The sequence below is a fragment of the Streptomyces sp. NPDC030143 genome (genome assembly GCF_055573695.1).
On the sequence record NZ_JBVIAY010000011.1, the window covers coordinates 152,280 to 170,163 of the forward strand.

14 protein-coding genes are annotated in these 17,884 nt (G+C 73.5%); 8 read left to right on the plus strand and 6 right to left on the minus strand.

Going from position 1 to position 17,884, the window contains the following annotated elements; genetic code table 11:
* Window positions 1–9 precede the first annotated feature (9 nt).
* From ctaD to ACZ4YY_RS20660, 5 genes are all read right to left on the minus strand, one after another.
* Entirely contained in the window at window positions 10–1,707 is a 1,698-nt protein-coding gene (ctaD, locus tag ACZ4YY_RS20640) for an aa3-type cytochrome oxidase subunit I (protein ID WP_468291916.1), read from the minus strand.
* A gap of 165 nt (window positions 1,708–1,872) precedes the next feature.
* The gene (locus tag ACZ4YY_RS20645) at window positions 1,873–3,048 is read right to left on the minus strand and encodes a spore photoproduct lyase family protein (protein ID WP_468291919.1); all 1,176 of its coding nucleotides are present in this window, start codon (window positions 3,046–3,048) and stop codon (window positions 1,873–1,875) included.
* Between the two features lie 247 nt (window positions 3,049–3,295).
* The gene (locus tag ACZ4YY_RS20650) at window positions 3,296–3,571 is read right to left on the minus strand and encodes a hypothetical protein (RefSeq protein WP_468291922.1); all 276 of its coding nucleotides are present in this window, start codon (window positions 3,569–3,571) and stop codon (window positions 3,296–3,298) included.
* 105 nt (window positions 3,572–3,676) lie between these two features.
* Window positions 3,677–4,126, minus strand: a complete 450-nt coding sequence (locus ACZ4YY_RS20655) for a helix-turn-helix transcriptional regulator (protein ID WP_468291925.1) — start codon at window positions 4,124–4,126, stop codon at window positions 3,677–3,679.
* A 159-nt stretch (window positions 4,127–4,285) separates the two neighbouring features.
* Complete coding sequence (locus ACZ4YY_RS20660; protein ID WP_468291927.1) at window positions 4,286–4,696, minus strand: VOC family protein; 411 nt, start codon at window positions 4,694–4,696, stop codon at window positions 4,286–4,288.
* A 240-nt stretch (window positions 4,697–4,936) separates the two neighbouring features.
* On the opposite strand from ACZ4YY_RS20660, the gene ACZ4YY_RS20665 reads away from it, so the two are divergent.
* The 8 genes from ACZ4YY_RS20665 to ACZ4YY_RS20700 all read left to right on the plus strand — a co-directional run bounded on the left by ACZ4YY_RS20665 (window position 4,937) and on the right by ACZ4YY_RS20700 (window position 16,194).
* Entirely contained in the window at window positions 4,937–5,230 is a 294-nt protein-coding gene (locus ACZ4YY_RS20665; protein WP_468291930.1) for a hypothetical protein, read from the plus strand.
* Window positions 5,231–5,559: 329 nt separating this feature from the next.
* Window positions 5,560–5,763, plus strand: coding sequence for a hypothetical protein (locus tag ACZ4YY_RS20670; RefSeq protein ID WP_468291933.1), 204 nt, complete (start codon window positions 5,560–5,562; stop codon window positions 5,761–5,763).
* Between the two features lie 87 nt (window positions 5,764–5,850).
* On the plus strand, window positions 5,851–6,495 hold the full coding sequence (locus tag ACZ4YY_RS20675; protein WP_468291936.1) for a dihydrofolate reductase family protein: 645 nt from the start codon (window positions 5,851–5,853) through the stop codon (window positions 6,493–6,495).
* Window positions 6,496–6,905: 410 nt separating this feature from the next.
* Window positions 6,906–8,630, plus strand: a complete 1,725-nt coding sequence (locus ACZ4YY_RS20680) for an RNA ligase family protein (protein WP_468291939.1) — start codon at window positions 6,906–6,908, stop codon at window positions 8,628–8,630.
* Entirely contained in the window at window positions 8,630–11,536 is a 2,907-nt protein-coding gene (locus ACZ4YY_RS20685; protein WP_468291941.1) for a poly(A) polymerase, read from the plus strand. The genes ACZ4YY_RS20680 and ACZ4YY_RS20685 overlap by 1 nt, the downstream gene beginning before the upstream one ends.
* Window positions 11,537–11,764: 228 nt before the next feature.
* Window positions 11,765–13,654 (plus strand): ATP-binding cassette domain-containing protein, encoded by a 1,890-nt coding sequence (locus ACZ4YY_RS20690; RefSeq protein WP_468291944.1) that lies wholly within the window; start codon window positions 11,765–11,767, stop codon window positions 13,652–13,654.
* A gap of 241 nt (window positions 13,655–13,895) precedes the next feature.
* On the plus strand, window positions 13,896–14,840 hold the full coding sequence (gene sigJ / locus ACZ4YY_RS20695) for an RNA polymerase sigma factor SigJ (RefSeq protein ID WP_468291946.1): 945 nt from the start codon (window positions 13,896–13,898) through the stop codon (window positions 14,838–14,840).
* Window positions 14,841–14,997: 157 nt separating this feature from the next.
* On the plus strand, window positions 14,998–16,194 hold the full coding sequence (locus tag ACZ4YY_RS20700; RefSeq protein WP_468291949.1) for an NAD(P)/FAD-dependent oxidoreductase: 1,197 nt from the start codon (window positions 14,998–15,000) through the stop codon (window positions 16,192–16,194).
* Between the two features lie 598 nt (window positions 16,195–16,792).
* On the opposite strand, the gene ACZ4YY_RS20705 is transcribed toward ACZ4YY_RS20700, so the two are convergent.
* Window positions 16,793–17,341 carry a DUF1062 domain-containing protein gene (locus ACZ4YY_RS20705; RefSeq protein WP_468291952.1) on the minus strand — a complete coding sequence of 183 codons (549 nt, stop codon included), beginning with the start codon at window positions 17,339–17,341 and terminating at the stop codon, window positions 16,793–16,795.
* Between the last annotated feature and the right edge of the window lie 543 nt (window positions 17,342–17,884).

The following is a 17,884-nucleotide window of genomic DNA, read 5'->3' on the forward strand; positions in this document are numbered from 1 at the left end:
TGCCGTGCGCTACCGGACCCCGTGGGCTTCGGCCTCGGCCATCGCCACGTCGGGGTGGTGCAGGTCGAACGCGGGGGACTCGCTGCGGATCCGCGGCAGGACCACGAAGTTGTGCCGCGGCGGCGGGCAGGAGGTCGCCCACTCCAGGGAGCGGCCGTAGCCCCACGGGTCGTCGACGCCGACCGGCTTGCCGTACTTCGCCGTCTTCCACACGTTGTACAGGAACGGCAGGATCGACAGGCCGAGCACGAACGAGGAGATCGTCGAGACCATGTTCAGGGCGGTGAAGCCGTCCACGGCCAGGTAGTCCGCGTAACGGCGCGGCATGCCCTCGGCACCCAGCCAGTGCTGGACGAGGAACGTGCCGTGGAAGCCGACGAACAGCGTCCAGAAGGTGATCTTGCCCAGACGCTCGTCGAGCAGCTTGCCCGTCCACTTCGGCCACCAGAAGTGGAAGCCGGCGAACATCGCGAAGACGACGGTGCCGAACACCACGTAGTGGAAGTGCGCCACCACGAAGTACGTGTCCGACACGTGGAAGTCCATCGGCGGCGAGGCCAGGATCACGCCCGTCAGTCCCCCGAAGAGGAACGTCACGAGAAAGCCGGCGGCCCACAGCATCGGCGTCTCGAAGGACAGCGAGCCCTTCCACATCGTGCCGATCCAGTTGAAGAACTTCACACCGGTCGGCACCGCGATGAGGAACGTCATGAAGGAGAAGAACGGCAGCAGCACACCACCGGTGACGTACATGTGGTGCGCCCACACGGTCACGGACAGACCGGCGATCGCGATGGTCGCGGCGACCAGCCCCATGTAGCCGAAGATCGGCTTGCGGGAGAAGACCGGGATCACCTCCGTGATGATCCCGAAGAACGGCAGGGCGATGATGTACACCTCCGGGTGGCCGAAGAACCAGAAGAGGTGTTGCCACAGCAACGGCCCGCCGTTGGCCGCGTCGAAGACGTGGGCGCCGAACTTGCGGTCCGCCTCCAGGGCGAACAGCGCGGCCGCGAGGACCGGGAAGGCCAGCAGGACCAGGACGCTGGTGAGCAGGACGTTCCAGGTGAAGATCGGCATGCGGAACATGGTCATGCCGGGGGCGCGCATGCAGATGATCGTGGTGATGAAGTTGACCGCGCCGAGGATCGTGCCGAACCCGGAGAACGCCAGGCCCATGACCCACAGGTCACCGCCGAGCCCGGGGGCGCGGGTGGCGTCCGAGAGCGGCGTGTAGGCGAACCAGCCGAAGTCGGCCGCGCCGTTCGGGGTGAGGAAGCCGCTGACCGCGATGAGCGAGCCGAACAGGTACAGCCAGTAGGCGAACATGTTCAACCGAGGGAACGCCACGTCGGGCGCGCCGATCTGCAACGGCATGATCCAGTTCGTGAATCCGGCGAACAGCGGGGTGGCGAACATCAGCAGCATGATCGTGCCGTGCATCGTGAACGCCTGGTTGTACTGCTCGGGGGAGACCAGGTGCAGGCCGGGGCGACCCAGCTCCGCGCGGATGACGAGCGCCATCACGCCCCCGATGAGGAAGAACATGAACGACGTCGACAGGTAGAGCGTGCCGATCGTCTTGTGGTCCGTGGTGCTCAGCCACTTGACGACGACTTCACCGCGTCGCTGGCGCCGGACCGGCAGCTCGTCCTCGTAGTGGGACCCTGGCGCCGCAGCACCCTGAGGTTCGTTGACGATGCTCAAAAGCGTGCTTCTTCCCATGCTCGCGGCTCACCGCGTGATCGCGTCCGTCAGCCGCCATCCTTGCTGTCGCAACGAGCAACGGGGTCACGGTGGTCGGCGGTACTCCGCTGCCCGGGTGACGGCTGTACACGGATGGAGCACAAGCCGGGAGCGGGCGAGCCGTCCTCAGAAGGCGTACCGGATGCGCAGCCACGGCGCGTGCGTGGCGACGAGGCGGCGCAGGGAGGCGACCGCCTCCGCCTTCACGCGGTGGTCGTAGCGGACGTTCAGCGCGCCGTTCTCGGAGCGTTTGCCCTCCTGGAGTTCCGGCTGCCAGAGGACCTCCTCGGCGCGCGGATGCCAGCCGAGGTTCACCTCGTGCAGCTCCCGGTTGTGCGTCAGCATGATCACCTCGGCGGCCGCCTGCCGTTTGACCCGGTCCGGCAGGACGTCGTCGAGCTGCCGGAGCAACTCGCTCCAGTCGTCCTCCCAGCCCGGACGCAGGACGACGGGCGAGAGGTTGAAGTGCACCTCGTACCCCGCGTCCAGGAAGTCGGCCGCGGCGGCGATGCGGTCCGCGACCGGGGAGGTCCGTACGTCCAGCAGCCGGGAGTCCGCCGCGGGCATGACCGAGAAGCGGACGCGGGTACGGCCGCGAGGGTCCAGGGCGAGCAGATCGGGGTTGACGAACTTGGTGGCGAAGGACGCCTTGGCGGTGGGCCACCGGCGGAAGGCGTGCACGAGGTCGGCGGTGTTGTCGCTGATCAGCGCGTCCACCGAGCAGTCGCCGTTCTCACCGATGTCGTAGACCCAGGCCGTCTCGTCGCACTGGTTCGGTTCACGTTTGGGTCCCTGCCGTGCGATGTGCCGCCCCAGGTGGGCGATGATCCGGTCGATGTTGGTGAAGACGGTGACGGGGTTGGCGTAGCCCTTGCGACGCGGCACGTAGCAGTAGACGCAGGCCATGGCGCAACCGTTGGAGGCGCCCGGGGCGATCCAGTCGGCCGACCGGCCGTTGGGCCGGGTGGTCAGGGACTTGCGCTCGCCCAGGACCAGGGTCTCGCCCTTCACGCGCACCCAGCGCTCGACGTTGCCCTCGTTGCCGTGCAGTTGCGGGATGCGCCAGTGGGAGTCCACCTCGATGACGCGCGCGGCGGGGTAGCGGGCGATGATCTGCCGGCCGCGCGCCGAGGCGGCTGCCGCCGGCTCCGCGTAGACGGCCCGCACCGGCAGCAGCCGGTGCGCGGCGGGGGAGTCGCGGAAGAGCGGCTCGGTGGCCGGCGCGGGGCCGTCGAAGCCGAGTGCGTCGAGGTCGAACAGGGCGTCGGAGTCGCCGTCCGGCACGGCGGAGAAGTGCCTCATGTGTGCTCCGCTCGGGGTCCGACATGGGCCTTCGTCCACTGTACGCAACCTGGACTGGCGGTGTCGGGCCGCCGCCTCCCGGCAGCGCGCGGGTGTGTGGACCAGGGGTTCCCCGAGCGGCGGGGAACCCCTGACGCGTCTCACCGTCCAGCCCCACCGACGCGGTCGTGACAGCTCCCGCAGCCGCCCGGGACGAGCGGCCGCGGGAGGTGCTGCGGAGCCGGGTGCTCGGGGCCGCGGCGGTGCCTCAGGTGATCGCCCGCCACTCCCCTTCCGCCATCCACTTCCGTCGGTACACGACACCGGGAGTGCTCATCGCGAGCGCCACCGCGTCGGGCGACGGCTTCATCCGGCCGGGCTGCCCGGCCACGCGCCGGTAACCGCACTCGCGCATCCGTCGTGCGGCGGACGCCCAGTTCGCGGCGGCGACCAACACCTCCTCGTTCGGGTCGCACGCTCCGCTGCCGTCGTCGAGGACCGCGAACGCCACCCCCAGCGAACCGGCGCGAACGAACCCCGTCATCCCACTCATGAGATCCGACGATATCCCGGGTGACGCGCCGGACGGATCCGATCCCGGGCGGGTTCCCGGCCGGGGTGTGGGTACCGGCGCGGGGACCTGCGCACGTCATGTCCGGCCCGCCGGGTGCGGCTCGGCGGGGGACGCCTCCCTGCCTTCGAGCGATGCCGTCCGGCCCGCCGCGGCGCCCGCCACGCGGCGTCGGCAGGCGTGGGGCGGCATGCCGACCAGGTCGGCGAACCGGGCGTCGAAGGCGCGCGGCGACGGGCAGCCGACCGCGAGGCGGACCTCGGCGAGCGTCAGGTCACCGCGCCGCAGCAGCGCCGCCGCGCGCTCGACACGACGCGCCGTCAGGTACGCGTACGGGGACGTGCCGTACGCCAGGCGGAACCGGCGGCCGAGGTGCCCGGGGGAGAGGCCCACCGCGCGGGCGAGTGCCTCGACGTCCAGCGGCCGTGCGTACTCCCGGTCGATCCGGTCGCGGACGCGGCGCAGCCGCGCGAGGTCGCTCAGACGCTGCGCCGCGACGCGTGCGCGCGCCCACGAGGGGTGACACATCAGGAAACTCCCTGCCTTCGATGGAGGTGCCCACGGGTACGGACCGGCACGTCGCAGCCGTGGAACGCGGGCCGCCGCCGTCGGGCGGGACGAACCGCTGCTCGACGGCGGCGGAGCGCGGGACGGCCGTCACGGCCGCACGGCCGGCGTCCCGACGGCTCAGCGCAGCTCCTGGATACGCACCAGGTTGCCCGCCGGGTCGCGGAACGCGCAGTCGCGGACGCCGTACGGCTGCTCGGTCGGCTCCTGCACGACCTCGGCGTCGCCGGACTGCACCTTCTCGAAGGTGCCGTCGAGGTCGGGGGTGGCCAGCAGGATCCAGCCGTAGGTGCCCTTGGCCATCATCTCGGCGATGGTGCGGCGCTCGTCCTCGGTGATCCCCGGGTCGGCGGCCGGCGGCGCCAGGAGGATGGACGTACCGGGCTGGCCGGCGGGGCCGACCGTGATCCAGCGCATCTTTCCCTGCCCGACGTCGCTGCGGACCTCGAACCCGAGGACGTCGCGGTAGAAGGCCACGGAGGCGTCCGGGTCGTCGTGCGGGAGGACCGTCGTGTGAATGGTGATGTCCATGACGGCCAGGCTAGGGGCGGGTCCGTGACCGCGCTTCTCGATTCCTGACCGATCGGCCCGGACCGTCGCCCGTCACCGCGAGAGCGACGAGCCCGCCGAGCGCGGTCCGACCGCGGACGCGTTCGCCCCGGCCGGCGACGGCATGCGCGACCACTTCATGGCGAGCTGCCTCACCGTCTTGGAACGCAACCTGGCCGGAACGGGCCGATGGAGGAGGCGGATCGGGGTACCCGGGTCGGCATGGCACCCAAGAACGATCACGTCGAATCCGTCCGGGCCGTGCGGCAACTGCGCCGGATGCGCGCTTTCTACGCGGCCGGTGTCGCCCTGTGGGCGGCGTCGGCCGCAGGGGCGGGATGGGACGACCCGGGAAGCCGCCAGATGTGGGTGTCCCTGCTCTTCCTGGTGGTCTTCACGGGCCTGTTGTCCGTGACGTCCCTGTGGCTGTGGCGGCAGGAGACCTCCGGCGCTCCCGCCCCGGCCCATCACGCCGCCCCGCGCAGGATGGTCCGGAACCGACAGGTGAACGCCTGAGCGGCGGCGGGAGACCGCCTGGTGGCGGCGGGGGCATCGGCATCGAGGCGGACCTGATCGTCAACGGCTCGGTCGACCGCACCGCCACCACCCGCGGCCACGCCTCGCCGTACTGCAGCCCGCCGAAGACCGGCGACCCTCCCGAGGACCAGGCGTACACGGTGAACGTCCGCACCGTCTCCGGCGGCGTCTACACCCACGTGGCCTCGTTCACCGTCCCCTGATCCGGCGGGGAGCCTCCTGCTCCGAGGTGACGGGGACGGGAGCCTCGACTCACGGCCCGCGCAGCCGCGCGGGCCGTTCCCGTGTGCTCGCCGATCAGACGGTGGGTGAGTGCCACCAGACGCTCCCGGGCCCCGGGGTCGTGCGGCGCCCGTGAGGCGGACCGGTTCGACATCCCCGCCGGCGTCACCTTCTCGGCCCCGATCGCCGCGTCGCCCCCGGACACCGACGGCCTCGTCCTGTGGCGACTCGACGCACAGCCCGCCACCGACGGCCGCAGGGAGGCGCCGACGGCACGGCCCTCGCCGTGAGGCCCTGTCTCACCCGTGTGCCTGCCCGACGATGAGTTTTCCCGGCCCGGGCGGTCCAATCGTCATCGACAACGCAGGAGGAACCGCATGGAACAGCTGCTGAGAGTCCAGAACTTCAACGTCTCGAGCGACGGGTTCGGCGCCGGCGAGCACCAGAGTCTGGAGAGGCCGTTCGGCCACGCCGACCCCGGCGCCATGTTCGCCTGGGCCGGCGCCACGGCGAGCTGGCCCAACCGCACCGAGCCAGGGGGCAGTCGCGGCCTCGACGACTACTTCACGCGGGACTTCGCCCACAACATCGGCGCCGAGATCATGGGCCGCAACAAGTTCGGTCCGCAGCGCGGCCCCTGGCAGGACCACGACTGGCAGGGCTGGTGGGGTGACGAGCCCCCGTTCCACACCCCGGTGTTCGTCATGACCCACTACCCGCGTCCCTCGTTCACGCTCTCCGACACCACCTTCCACTTCGTCGACGGCGACCCGGCCGCGGTCCTCGCGCTGGCGCGGGAGGCGGCGCGGGGCAAGGACGTCCGCCTGGGCGGCGGGGCCACCGTCATTCGGGAGTTCCTCGACGCCGACCTCGTCGACACCCTGCACGTGGCGGTCTCGCCGCTGAAGCTCGGATCCGGGGCGCGGCTCTGGGAGTCCCCCGACGAACTGCTCGACCGCTTCCACCTCGACGTCGTGCCCAGCCCGAGCGGCGTGACGCACCATCTGTTCTGGCGCAGGTGACGACCGGGCCCTGCGGACCGCACGCCGTCGGCCCCGCCACCGCTCCCGGATCCGACGACGCCCTGTGGCCGTAGGGGCGACCGGTACGGCGGTGGCGTAGTGGCCCTCGGCAGCGACCGGTACCGGCGGTGGCGTAGTGGCCGCGGGGCGGCCGGGTCCGGCGGTGGCGCTGTTCCAGTGGCCGTCGGTGGCCGTCGGTGGCCGTCACAGCCGCCGGGTCCGGCGGCGCTCAGGTGACCGTCGGGGCGGCGTGCGCTGTTCTCGCCGGGTCCCGGAGGCGGGGGCGCACGTTCCACCGGTGGTTCGACCTCACGCCCATGCAGTCGCTGCTCCAGGACCGGAGACCGCCCGGCCGGTCCCGTGTGTAATCCGCTGGAGGGGCCGTTTCCCGCCGTCCTATAGTGCCGCGCATGCGCACCCCTTACCCCCGAACCCCTCATTTGCCCTGGTCACCGGGCGCCTCTGCCGACGATGTGCGCGCCGGAGGTCTGAGCGGGTTCGCCGGGCGGGAGATCGTCGTCACGGAGAAGCTCGACGGGGAGAACACGACGCTGTACGCCGACGGGCTGCACGCGCGGTCCGTGGATTCCGCGCACCACCCCTCCCGGGCCTGGGTGAAGGCGCTGCACGGCCGGGTGGGAACGCGGATACCCGCGGGATGGCGGATCTGCGGGGAGAACCTGTACGCACGGCACTCGATCCCGTACGACGCCCTGGAGGGCTACTTCTACGGCTTCTCCGTGTGGGACGCGCAGGACCGGTGCCTGGACTGGGACACCACCGTGCGCTTCCTGCGGGGTCTGGGCGTACCGGTGCCGCCGGTGCTGTGGCGGGGCGTGTGCGACGAGGCGGCGCTGCGGCGGCTGAAGGTGGAGACCGGGCGGCAGGAGGGGTACGTCGTGCGGACCGTCGAGGGCTTCGCCCGCGCGGACTTCGCCGACCGGGTCGCCAAGTGGGTGCGTCCCGGGCATGTGACGACGGGGACGCACTGGATGCACACGGCCGTCGTCCCGAACGGGCTCTCCCCGGCGGCGGCGCTGTGGGCCGTACGGTCCGGGGCGGCGCCCGACGCGGCGGCGCTGGCCGGACACCTGGGTGTCGGGGACCCGGACGCGGACGCGGCCGCCGAGACCGCCGCACGACTGGACGCACGGGGGCGCGGCGGAGAGCCACGGCTCGCGGGGGTGCTCGCCGCGTTGCTCCACCGCACCCCCCGCGCCCGGCTGATGAGCCGGACCGCGGCGCCCCTGGGTGTGCCGCTCGCGCGCCGGGTGGCCGACCTGGTGGGACTGCACACCGCCCTGCACCGGCCCTACCCCGACGCCGAACGGCGGGCCGGGCTCGTACGGATGTCGTTCGCGGCCGATCTGGGGGTGCTGCACGCCGTCGCGGAGGCGGTCGCCGAGGACGACGAGGCCCGCGGGCAGGTGGAGTGGTCCGCCCTGCACGCGCAGGACGCCGGACTGCACGACGAGGCCCCCCTCGGCCCGCTGCGGGCCGGGCTGCGCGAGGCTCTGCGGGCGGACGGGATCGACGGCGCGGCGGCCGACCGCTGCTGGGCGCAGACGCGGGAGGCGTATGCCCGCGGGCGCGTGTCGACGGTGGAGGAGGCCGTCGCGGCGACGTGGCGGTGGCGCGAGGGGGACTTCCCCCGGCTGGTGCACCTGGTCGGACCGTCCGGCAGCGGCAAGAGCTCCTTCGCGGCGCGGCTGGCGGGCGTCTCGGCGTGCGTGGCGCTGGACGGCCTGCGCGCGGCACGCGGCGCGCGGGCGGACCAGAAGGCCAACGGCCAGGTGCTGCGCGAGGGCCTGGAGCGGCTCGACAAGGCGCTCGCCGCCGGTGGCACGGTGGTATGGGACGCCACGTCGCTCAACCCGCACCAGCGGTCCCTGGTGCACGCCGTGGCCGGCCGCCGCGACGCGCTCGTCACGCACGCCGTGGTCCTCGTCGACGAGGACGAGCTGGTACGGCGCAACGCCACCCGTGCCCACCCGGTGCCGCTGGACGTGCTGACGGGGCAGCTGCGCCGGTTCGTGCCGCCGTACCCCGGCCAGGCGCACCGCACCTGGTACGTGGGCCCGGACGGGACCGTGCGGGACCGCGACGGCGGCCTGGACGAGGGAGAGGACGTCTGATGCGTACCAGCGAGGAGATCTACCACCGGGTGCGCTGGGACGCGCGGTTCGACCCCGCGCGGTTCGTGCTCGGCATCAACCAGCGCGGCGCCGCACCGAAGCGGATCCCGCTGCCGGCGTTCGTGCCGGGCGGAGAGATCCCCTGGCACCGGGTGCTGTTCGTGGAGGCCGACGGCGAGGTCGTGTGGGACCGCGCCACGGGAGTGGACCGCATCGACGCCTCCGACGCCGGCCGGGTGCGCGAGGCGCGGCGGCTGCGCGCGCCGTTCTTCACGGCGCGCACGCCGCACGCCTGGGACGCGGCCGCCGGGCGGTGGACCCCCGCCCCGCCCCCCGCGCGGGAGTCCGGGCGGGAAGCCGCGCGCGACCGGGTGCGGGTGCTGACCTGGAACACGCTGTGGGACCGCTACGACAGCGACCGCATCGACACCGCCCTGCGCCGCCCGCTGCTGCTGCGGGCGCTGGAGCGGGCCGACGCGGACGTCATCGCCCTCCAGGAGGTCGAGGCGGGGCTGCTGGCCATGCTGCTGGACGCGGCGTGGGTGCGGGCCGCCTACACCGTCGGCACCGACCCCCGCGGCACGGACGTCGACGACTGCGGGCTGCTCCTGCTCAGCAGGGTCCCGGTGCGGGAGGCGGCCCTGCACCGCCTCGGCCACCACAAGGCCGTCACCGCCGTCGTCGTGGACACCGCGTCCGGACCGCTGACCGTGGCCGCCACCCATCTCACGAGCGACCACAGCGAGGACGGGCCGGCCCGGCGCGGCGCCGAACTGACGCGGCTCGCCGAGGGGCTGGCGGGCGTGGAGGGCGGTCTGGTCCTGGTCGGCGACCTCAACGACGGCGGGCCCGGCCCGGCCCGCACGCTCGGCATGCTCGACGCCTGGACCGAGACGCACGGCCCGGACGACGGTTCCCCCACCTTCGACCCCGGCGTCAACCCCCTGGCCGCCGTCTCGTCCCTGACCGGCCGCGCCTCCCGCCTCGACCGCGTCCTCGTCCGCCCCTGCGACGGGCCGAACGTGACGGCGGCGGCGCTGCTCGGCGACACACCCACGCCGGAAGGGCTCTACGTCTCCGACCACTACGGGGTCGCCGCCGACCTGTACTGCGGCGCCGGCGCACCCGACGACGTGCTCGACGTCGCACCGACACCCCGCACCGCGCTGGCGTGGATCCCGCCGCGCGAGCTGTGGCCGGCGCTTCAGGACGTGCGCCGGGACCACGACGTGCAGATCCGGCGCTGGCCGCCGCACGTCAACGTGCTGTTCGGGTTCGTCCCCGAGTCGCACTTCGAGCGGGCCGCGCCGCTGCTCGCCGCGGCGGCGGCGCAGGTCGCCCCCTTCACCGCACGGCTGGAAGGAGTGCACACCTTCGGACACCGCCACGACGCCACCGTGTGGCTGGACCCGGCGGCCGGCGACGAGACACCGTGGGCGGAGCTGTGGCAGGCACTCGTGCGGCGCTTCCCGCGCTGCCGTGGACGCCACGACGGGTTCACCCCCCACCTCAGCCTCGGCCGGAGCGCCGACCCGCACGCCGTCGTCCTCGACTGCGCGGCCCGTCTGACCCCCGCGAGCGCGCGCGTCGGCCGGCTGGTCCTGCTCTCCCGGCGCGGTGACGAACCGATGCGCGCGCGGGCCACGGTCGCCCTCGGCACCGGCGAGACTCGGTGGCTGCCCGAACCGGCCCTCGGCCGGCCGGACCGGGGATGGGAGGAGTGGGCCGCGCCCGCCGCCGACCGCGGAGTCCGGCCCGCCGCCGACGACACGGCGGCCGCCCACGTCGTACGGCGCCTGACGGACGCCCTCGGCGAGGGGGCCGTCCACCTCGCCGGGTCGCGGCGCATGGGCTGCGCGCTCGCCGGGGCGGACCTGGACGTCGTCGCGGCGCTGCCCGGCACGGTGGACCTCGCGGCCGTACGCGCGCGGGTCACGGCCGCCCTGCCGGACGCCGAGCGGATGCGGGAGGTCGTGGGCGCCCGCGTGCCGGGCCTGCGGTTCCACGCCGGTGGGCTCGACGTGGACCTGGCGGTCGTGGCCACGGGGGCGTTGCCGGCGGCGGAGGCGGTGGCCCGGCGGACCGAGCTGGGCGAGGCCGCTGCGGTCGCACTGAGCGCGGTGTCCGACGCGGACACCCTCACCGCGTCCGTGAGCGGACCGGCGGCGTCGCGGTACGCGGCGCTGGCACGGGGGGTGAAGGCGTGGGCGGGGGCGCGCGGGCTCGACGGGGCGCCGTTCGGCGGGCTGCCCGGTCTGGCGTGGGCCGTGCTCGCGGCCCGTACCGTCCGGGAGGCCCCGGACGTCGCGGACGCCGGTGAGCTCCTGCGGAGGTTCTTCGCCACCTGGGCCGCATGGGACTGGCGTGAGCCCGTAGCCATCACCGGCGACGGGCACGAACCACACGGCGCCCTGACCGTCCTGACGCCCAGCGCCCCCGTGCGGTCCTGCACCGAGCAGGTCGGCCCCGGCCTGCGGGACCTTCTGGGCCGGGAGCTCTACCAGGCCTGGGAGACCGTGGAGGCCGCGGTGGCGTCCGGGGCCGACCCGTGGCCCGACCTGCTCGCCCCGCCCCCGATGCACCGGCGGCACGCGGCATGGGCCGTGGTGACGGTCCTGCCCCGGCGGGCGGAGGACTTCGACGAGCTGAACGGGCGGGTACGCGGGCGGCTGCGCGCGCTGATCGGCGCGTTGGAGGACGTGGGGGCGATGGACGCGCACCCTTGGCCGCGCCCGCTCCCCCCGGCGGCGGACGACGGCCCGGCGGGGGCCCGGTACGCGATCGGGCTCGGACCCGAGCCCCTGGGCGCGGAGCGGCTCGCGGACATCGCCGCCCGCTGGGCCACGGGCCTGCCGGGCGTCGAGGTGAGGCACGTCGAGGGCGGGGCCGTTCCCACCCTGCGCTGACACCGCCTGCCCGCAACCTCATCCGTCACAGCGGTCACGAACATCGGCGTTTCGGCCAACCGCGGCCACTCCCGCGGCCGTACGGCACCGCGCCCCCGTGCTCTACGCCCCCGGATTCCGGGCCCGCACGTCGTCCGGAATCGAGCGCGTTCGATTCACCCGCGCCCTCGTTGTCCCGGGCAGTGCCGCACCGCACCAGGTGCGGCGCCGACCTGGAAGGAGACGCAGGTGACCGTGAGCGACACCTCGACCGACAGCTCCAAGACACCACCCCCTCCACCGCCGGCCGCCATCAGCTTCGAGGGGAAGTTCGGCAAGAACCCGCTGGAGGAGGCCGGCTTCGGCAGGATGTGCGGGCGCCTGCCGTCCGTCCTCGGGCACACCGCGCGGATGGCCTGGGCGGTCGACCGGCCCGCGGTCGTCCTGCTGCTCACCTGCCAGATCCTCACCGGTGCCGCGGCCGCCCTCGTCCTCGGCTTCACCGCACGGTCCATGACGCACCTCCTCGGCACGGGCCCGGTACCCGAACGCCTGCACGCGGCCCTGCCCGCCCTCGCCGTCGTCACGGCCGCGGCGGCGGTCGGCCGCGTCAGCAGCGCCCTGGCCTCCTACGCGGACGGACGCATCACCCCCCGCCTGTCGACGGAAGCCGACGTCGCCCTCGTCTCCGCCGTCTGCCGGGTGGAGGCGTCGGCCTACGGCGAGGACGGGTTCGCCGACCGGCAGGAGGCCGCCGAGGTCGGCGTCACCCGCACCACGACGATGGTCAAGGACGCCCAGCGGTTCATGGCCGCCCTCATCCGCATGATCGCCGCAGCGGGCGTGATCACCGCGCTGCACTGGCTGATGCTCCCGCTGCTGCTGCTCGCCGTCCTCCCCGCCGGCGCGGGCGCCGTGCTCTCCGCCCGCATCGACTACGAGACCCACTACGCCAACGTCGGCGACCGCAACGTCCGCGGCATGATGCGCTGGTGGGCCACCTTCCCGCGCCACGGCGACGAGGTCCGCGCCAACGGAATGACCGGCTACCTCGTCTACTGGTACCGCGCCCTGTCCGAACGCATCGACCAGCGCACCCTCACCGCCGCGCCCCGCACGCTCCGCGTCGTGCTGGCCACCTCGGCCCTGGGCGGCGTGTTCCTGCTGATCACCTGGGCCGCCCTGGCATGGCTCGCCGGCACCGGACGCATCGCCCTGCCCGTCGCCGCCACCGCGGTCGTCGCCGTGCAGAGCACGTTGGCCGCGCTGACCCAGCTCGTGCAGAACGGCGCCGCGCTCTTCCACACCTCGCTCTACCTCGCCGACATGCGCGCCTTCCTCGACCTGGCCGCCGAACGCGCCCCGCGCCGAGGAGAGCTGACCGTCCCTGAGCGGGTGGAGGAGATCCGGCTCGACGAGGTCGTCTACCAGTACCCCGGCAAGGAGGAACCCGCCGTCGACGGCGTCTCCCTCACCCTGCGCCGCGGCGAGATCCTGGCCGTCGTGGGCGAGAACGGTTCCGGCAAGTCCACCCTCACCAAGCTCATCACCGGCATCCTCCTCCCCGACAAGGGGCGCGTCCTGTGGGACGGCACCGACCTGGCCCGGGCCCGGCCCGACACCGTCTGGGAGCGCACCGCGCTGGTGCCGCAGAACTTCGCCTGCTGGCCGCTGCGCACCCGGGAGAACATCACCCTCGGCCAGCCGAGGACCTACGACGACGCCCCGGTGTGGGAGGCCGTCGACGCCGTCGGCATGCGCGAGGCGATCGAGAAGCTGCCCAGGGGACTCGACACCCTGCTCGCCCGTGAACTCTTCGGCGGTGCCGAACTGTCCGGCGGACAGTGGCAGCGGCTGGTCTGCGCCCGCGCCCTGTACCGCCGGCCGCCGCTGCTGATCCTGGACGAACCCACGTCGCAGATGGACCCGCGCGGCGAGCACCAGATCTTCCTCGAGGTCAGGCGCATCGCCGCCGAGCGCATGACCATCGTCGTCACACACCAGCTGGAGAACACCCGGCTCGCGGACCGGATCGTCGTCATGCAGAACGGCCGCATCATCGAACAGGGGCGGTACGACGATCTCGCCCACGCCGGCGGCCTGTTCGCCGAACTCGTCGCCCTGGCCAAGGACCGCTGAGAGCTCCGGAGCCGGAGGCGGTGACCCGCGTGCGGGTGGGCGACCGGAGGGTCCGCCCACCCGCACCGCCGCTGTACCGGGCGCGGGGCGTCCCGGCACAGGTGCGGGGCGGGACCCGGCGAGGGCCGGGAGGACGAGGCGCCCGTGCGCGGCCCGTGCCGGCCCGCAGGCAGCCGCGCCGCCCGGCCGCAGGCGTCCGGGCGCTGCCGCGACCGCGCGTCGCCCGGCTAGGATCCGTGACATGCCGCTGACCATGAATGACGTGGACCGGTTCGAGCTCGCGAGGCCCCGGCTGGAAGCCGTCGCCTACCGTCTCCTCGGTTCCGCGAGCGAGGCCGAGGACGCCGTGCAGGAGACGTTCCTTCGCTGGCAGGCCGCCGACGTCGAGCGCATCGAGGTCCCCGAGGCATGGCTGACGAAGGTGCTCACCAACCTGTGCCTCAACCAGCTCACGTCCGCCCGCGCGCGCCGCGAGACCTACGTGGGCCAGTGGCTCCCCGAACCGCTGCTCGACGGGGACCGGATGCTCGGGCCGGCCGACAGCGCCGAACAGCGCGAGTCGGTGTCGTACGCGGTCCTCACCCTGATGGAGCGGCTGTCCCCCAACGAGCGCGCGGTGTACGTCCTGCGGGAGGCCTTCGACTACCCCCACCGGGAGATCGCCGACATCCTCGACATCACCGAGGCCGCCAGCCAGCAGATCTTCCACCGCGCCAGGAAGCACATCACCGAGGGCAAGGCCCGCGCGGAGATCGACGAGGCCGCCGCACGGCGGATCGTCGAGGAGTTCCTGATGGCCGCCACCAGTGGGAAGACCGAGCCCCTCGTGCGGCTGCTCACCGCCGACGCCGTCGCGATCGGCGACGGCGGCGGGAAGGTCCCGGCCCGCGCCAGGGCCTTCGAGGGCGCTCTCGCGGTCGCCACGTTCATGCGGGGCCTGTTCAAGCCCGCACGGTCCAAGCGCAACCTGGTCGGCGGCTCGCCCGGGGTCTGGGTCACGACCGCCAACGGCGGCCCCGCCGTCGTGGCGGTCGTCGACGGCCGGGTCGTCGGCATCATCTGCCCGGAGGTCACCGCCGAGGGCATCGCCGCGTTCCGCAGCCAGGTCAACCCCGACAAGCTCGCACGCGCGACCGAGCTGTGGGTCGCCGCCGATCACGGGGAACCCCTGTTCCACGCCTTCTGACCTCGTCGGGAGTCGCTCATGACGGTGCTGTGACGTGCGTCCGCATGCGGTGTGAGGTGCGTCACACCGCATTCCTGTCAGGAAACACCGGGCTGCCCGGTTCAAGGGTCGAAACCGCGCACGACAAGGGCGGACCCGCGCAGACAGGAGCAGGAAAATGCAGCACCGGATCATCGTCCTCGGCGCCGGCTACACCGGAGCCATCGCGGCCGGCCGTCTCGCCAAGCGGCTGCACCGCGACGACGTCGCCATCACCCTCGTCAACGCCGAGCCCGACTTCGTCGAGCGCGTCCGGCTGCACCAGCTCGCGGCCGGCCAGGACCTCAGGCCCCGGCCCTTCGCCGAGATGTTCGCGGGGACCGGCGTCGAGCTGAGGCTCGCGCGGGTCACCGGCGTCGACGTCGACCGCAGGACCGTCGCCGTCGTCGACGCGGACGGCGGCGCCGGGGAACTCGAGTACGACACCCTCGTGTACGCCCTCGGCAGCGGCTGGAACGACCAGGGCGTCCCCGGCACCGCCGAGCACGCCCACGAGATCGCGAGCCGGCCCGGAGCGCTGCGGCTGCGCGAGCGTCTGGCCGGCCTGGACGCCGGTCAGCCCGTGGTCGTCGTCGGTGGCGGCCTCACCGGACTGGAGGCCGCGACGGAGATCGCCGAGGCCCGCCCGGACCTCGCCGTCGCCCTCGTCGCCCGCGGCGGCTTCGGCGACTGGCTCTCGGACAAGGGCCGCGGGCACCTGCGACAGGTCTTCGCCCGGCTCGGCATCACCGTGCACGAGCACGCCGCCGTCACCGGCGTCGAGGCCGACCGCGTCACCCTCGCCGACGGCGAGGCCGTCCCGGCCGCGGTCACCGTGTGGACCACCGGCTTCGCGGCCCACCCGATCGCTCAGGCGACCGGCCTGGAGGTCACCGGGACGGGCCAGATCGTGGTCGACGAGACCATGCGCTCGGTCTCCCACCCGGAGGTGTACGCCGTCGGCGACGCGGCCCTGGCGATGGGGCCGGGCGACAAGCCGCTGCGGATGTCGTGCGCCTCGGGCACCCCCGCCGCCTGGAAGGCCGCCGACGCCATCGCGGCGCGGCTGACCGGGGGCAAGCTCCCGAACACGCCGATCCGCTACTTCAACCAGTGCATCTCGCTCGGCCGCAGGGAAGGCCTGATCCAGTACGTCACCGCCGACGACCGCGCCGTCGACGCGGCCCTGACCGGCCGACTCGCCGCCTTCTACAAGGAGTTGGTGTGCAAGGGCGCGGCCTGGGGCGTCGCCAACCCGACCCTCGGGCTGCCGACGCGCCGGCGCCGCGTCGTACGGGAGACCGTCCGGGCCGCGACCGTCAAGGCGTCGGCCTGACGCTCCGGGGCACACCCGCCGTCCGGCGGGTGTGCCCCGCGTCGCGCCCGCCGGCGGGCCGTCGGTCCTGGCCGACCAGGTCACCGCGACGGCCCCCGCCCCCCTACGAGTTCGCCGTCGCCGAGGCGGCGCGGACCCGGGCCAGCGGCGACGGTCGGCCGGCGACGCGCGCGTCGTCCGGCCGGGACCTCCCGGGGGTTGTGCCCATGTCGGCCGCGGGCGCGCGTCCCCGGGCGTCGCCCTGTCGGGCAGGATCGGATGCCTCGACGGGCGGGAGGAGTTCGCGACCGTCACCGCGCCGGTGAAACGATCGGCCCTTCGGTGTCCGCCCGTTCGGCCCGCGACGGGCGTTCACCCCGCGGCGCCGCGCGTCCGCCCTCCACCTACGCGTCACCGAGGGCCCCTTCGCCGCGAAGGGGGAGAGTCCTTGCAGCGGAGCTGCCAGGGCCCTCCGGCAACGCGGCGAGGTGCGGTACCAGGCCGCGCGGCCAAGGCGGGCGTAGTGCAAAGGCCCCTGAGGCCGGTGAGCCCGGCCGGCGAGGCTCCCCGGGGCCCGTCCGGCGGATCGTGCCGGACGGCCCCGGGGCCCGAAGGGGGTTCAGCGCTTGAGCGTGAAGGTGAAGTCGCCGGAGACCTTTCCGGTCAGCCGGACTGCCGAAACGAGGTTCCCCTCCGCGATCAGTCTCTCCACCTCGGCCCGTGAGAGGCCGCAGCCTTCGGCGATCAGTCGCACCGGCCGGACGGGGATCCGCGCCGCGAAGCGGACCGAGACTTCGATCACCTCGCGGTCCCGGTGATCCGATCCGCCGGTGTCGAGGCGCCAGGCGCCGTCCCAGTCGAGGGCGATGCGTTGACGTCGCCGCACGACCGGATCCCGGAGCAGATCGGCCGCCAGACCGGGGTCGTTGTCGTGCAGCCGGTCCAGCAGCTCGGGCGGTACGGAGCGCACGTTCCTCCGCTCCAGGACCGTGAGCTTCGCCGTCTGCCCGCAGCCGGTACAGAGCACGAGGAGCCAGGCGTCGATGAGCTTGTGATTGGCGTTGACGCGGAATTTACCGTTCGCCCGGAAGCGATCGGACGCGCACGTGTGACAACGGCGCACGACGAGCGGCAGGCAGGTGGGCACGATCACCCAGTTTTCGAGCACAGAGATACACCGGTTCCAGTGAGAAGTCCGCAGCAAAAAGAAGCGCGGCGCACAGGCGCGACGCGCGACGAATCAGCGCTCGGGAGGTCTCACACGGTGTACAACGGCATGTCCTTGCCTGGACGACTCGGTTCGGCAGCACGGTAGTGGCACGCAGCGGCGCCGTTCCACCGGTTTTCGAGCGCCTGCGACCAGGCGTGGATTCCCGATACCGGTGATCGTCCGCTCGACCTCGGACGGCTCACCGGGCGCTGCCCGTCTCCTCGGCCGGCGTCCGCGGGAACCGGCCCTCAGTACGTTCCACAACCGCCAGGCAGCCGCGCTGCACTCGGCTAGCCTGCCGGCACTCGCCGACTCCGCCCCGCCCCGCACAGTCACCGGAGTGATCGACGGCTACCGCTGAATCCCGTTCCGGCACTCCCCAAGGGCCGAGACCGTCCGGCGCGTCCGGCCCGCCCGTCCTGGTCGGCACCCAGCCCGGATCGACGGCGTTGCTCGCCACCCGGGTCTCAGGCGGGCGACCGCGGCCGCGAGCGTCGTGAC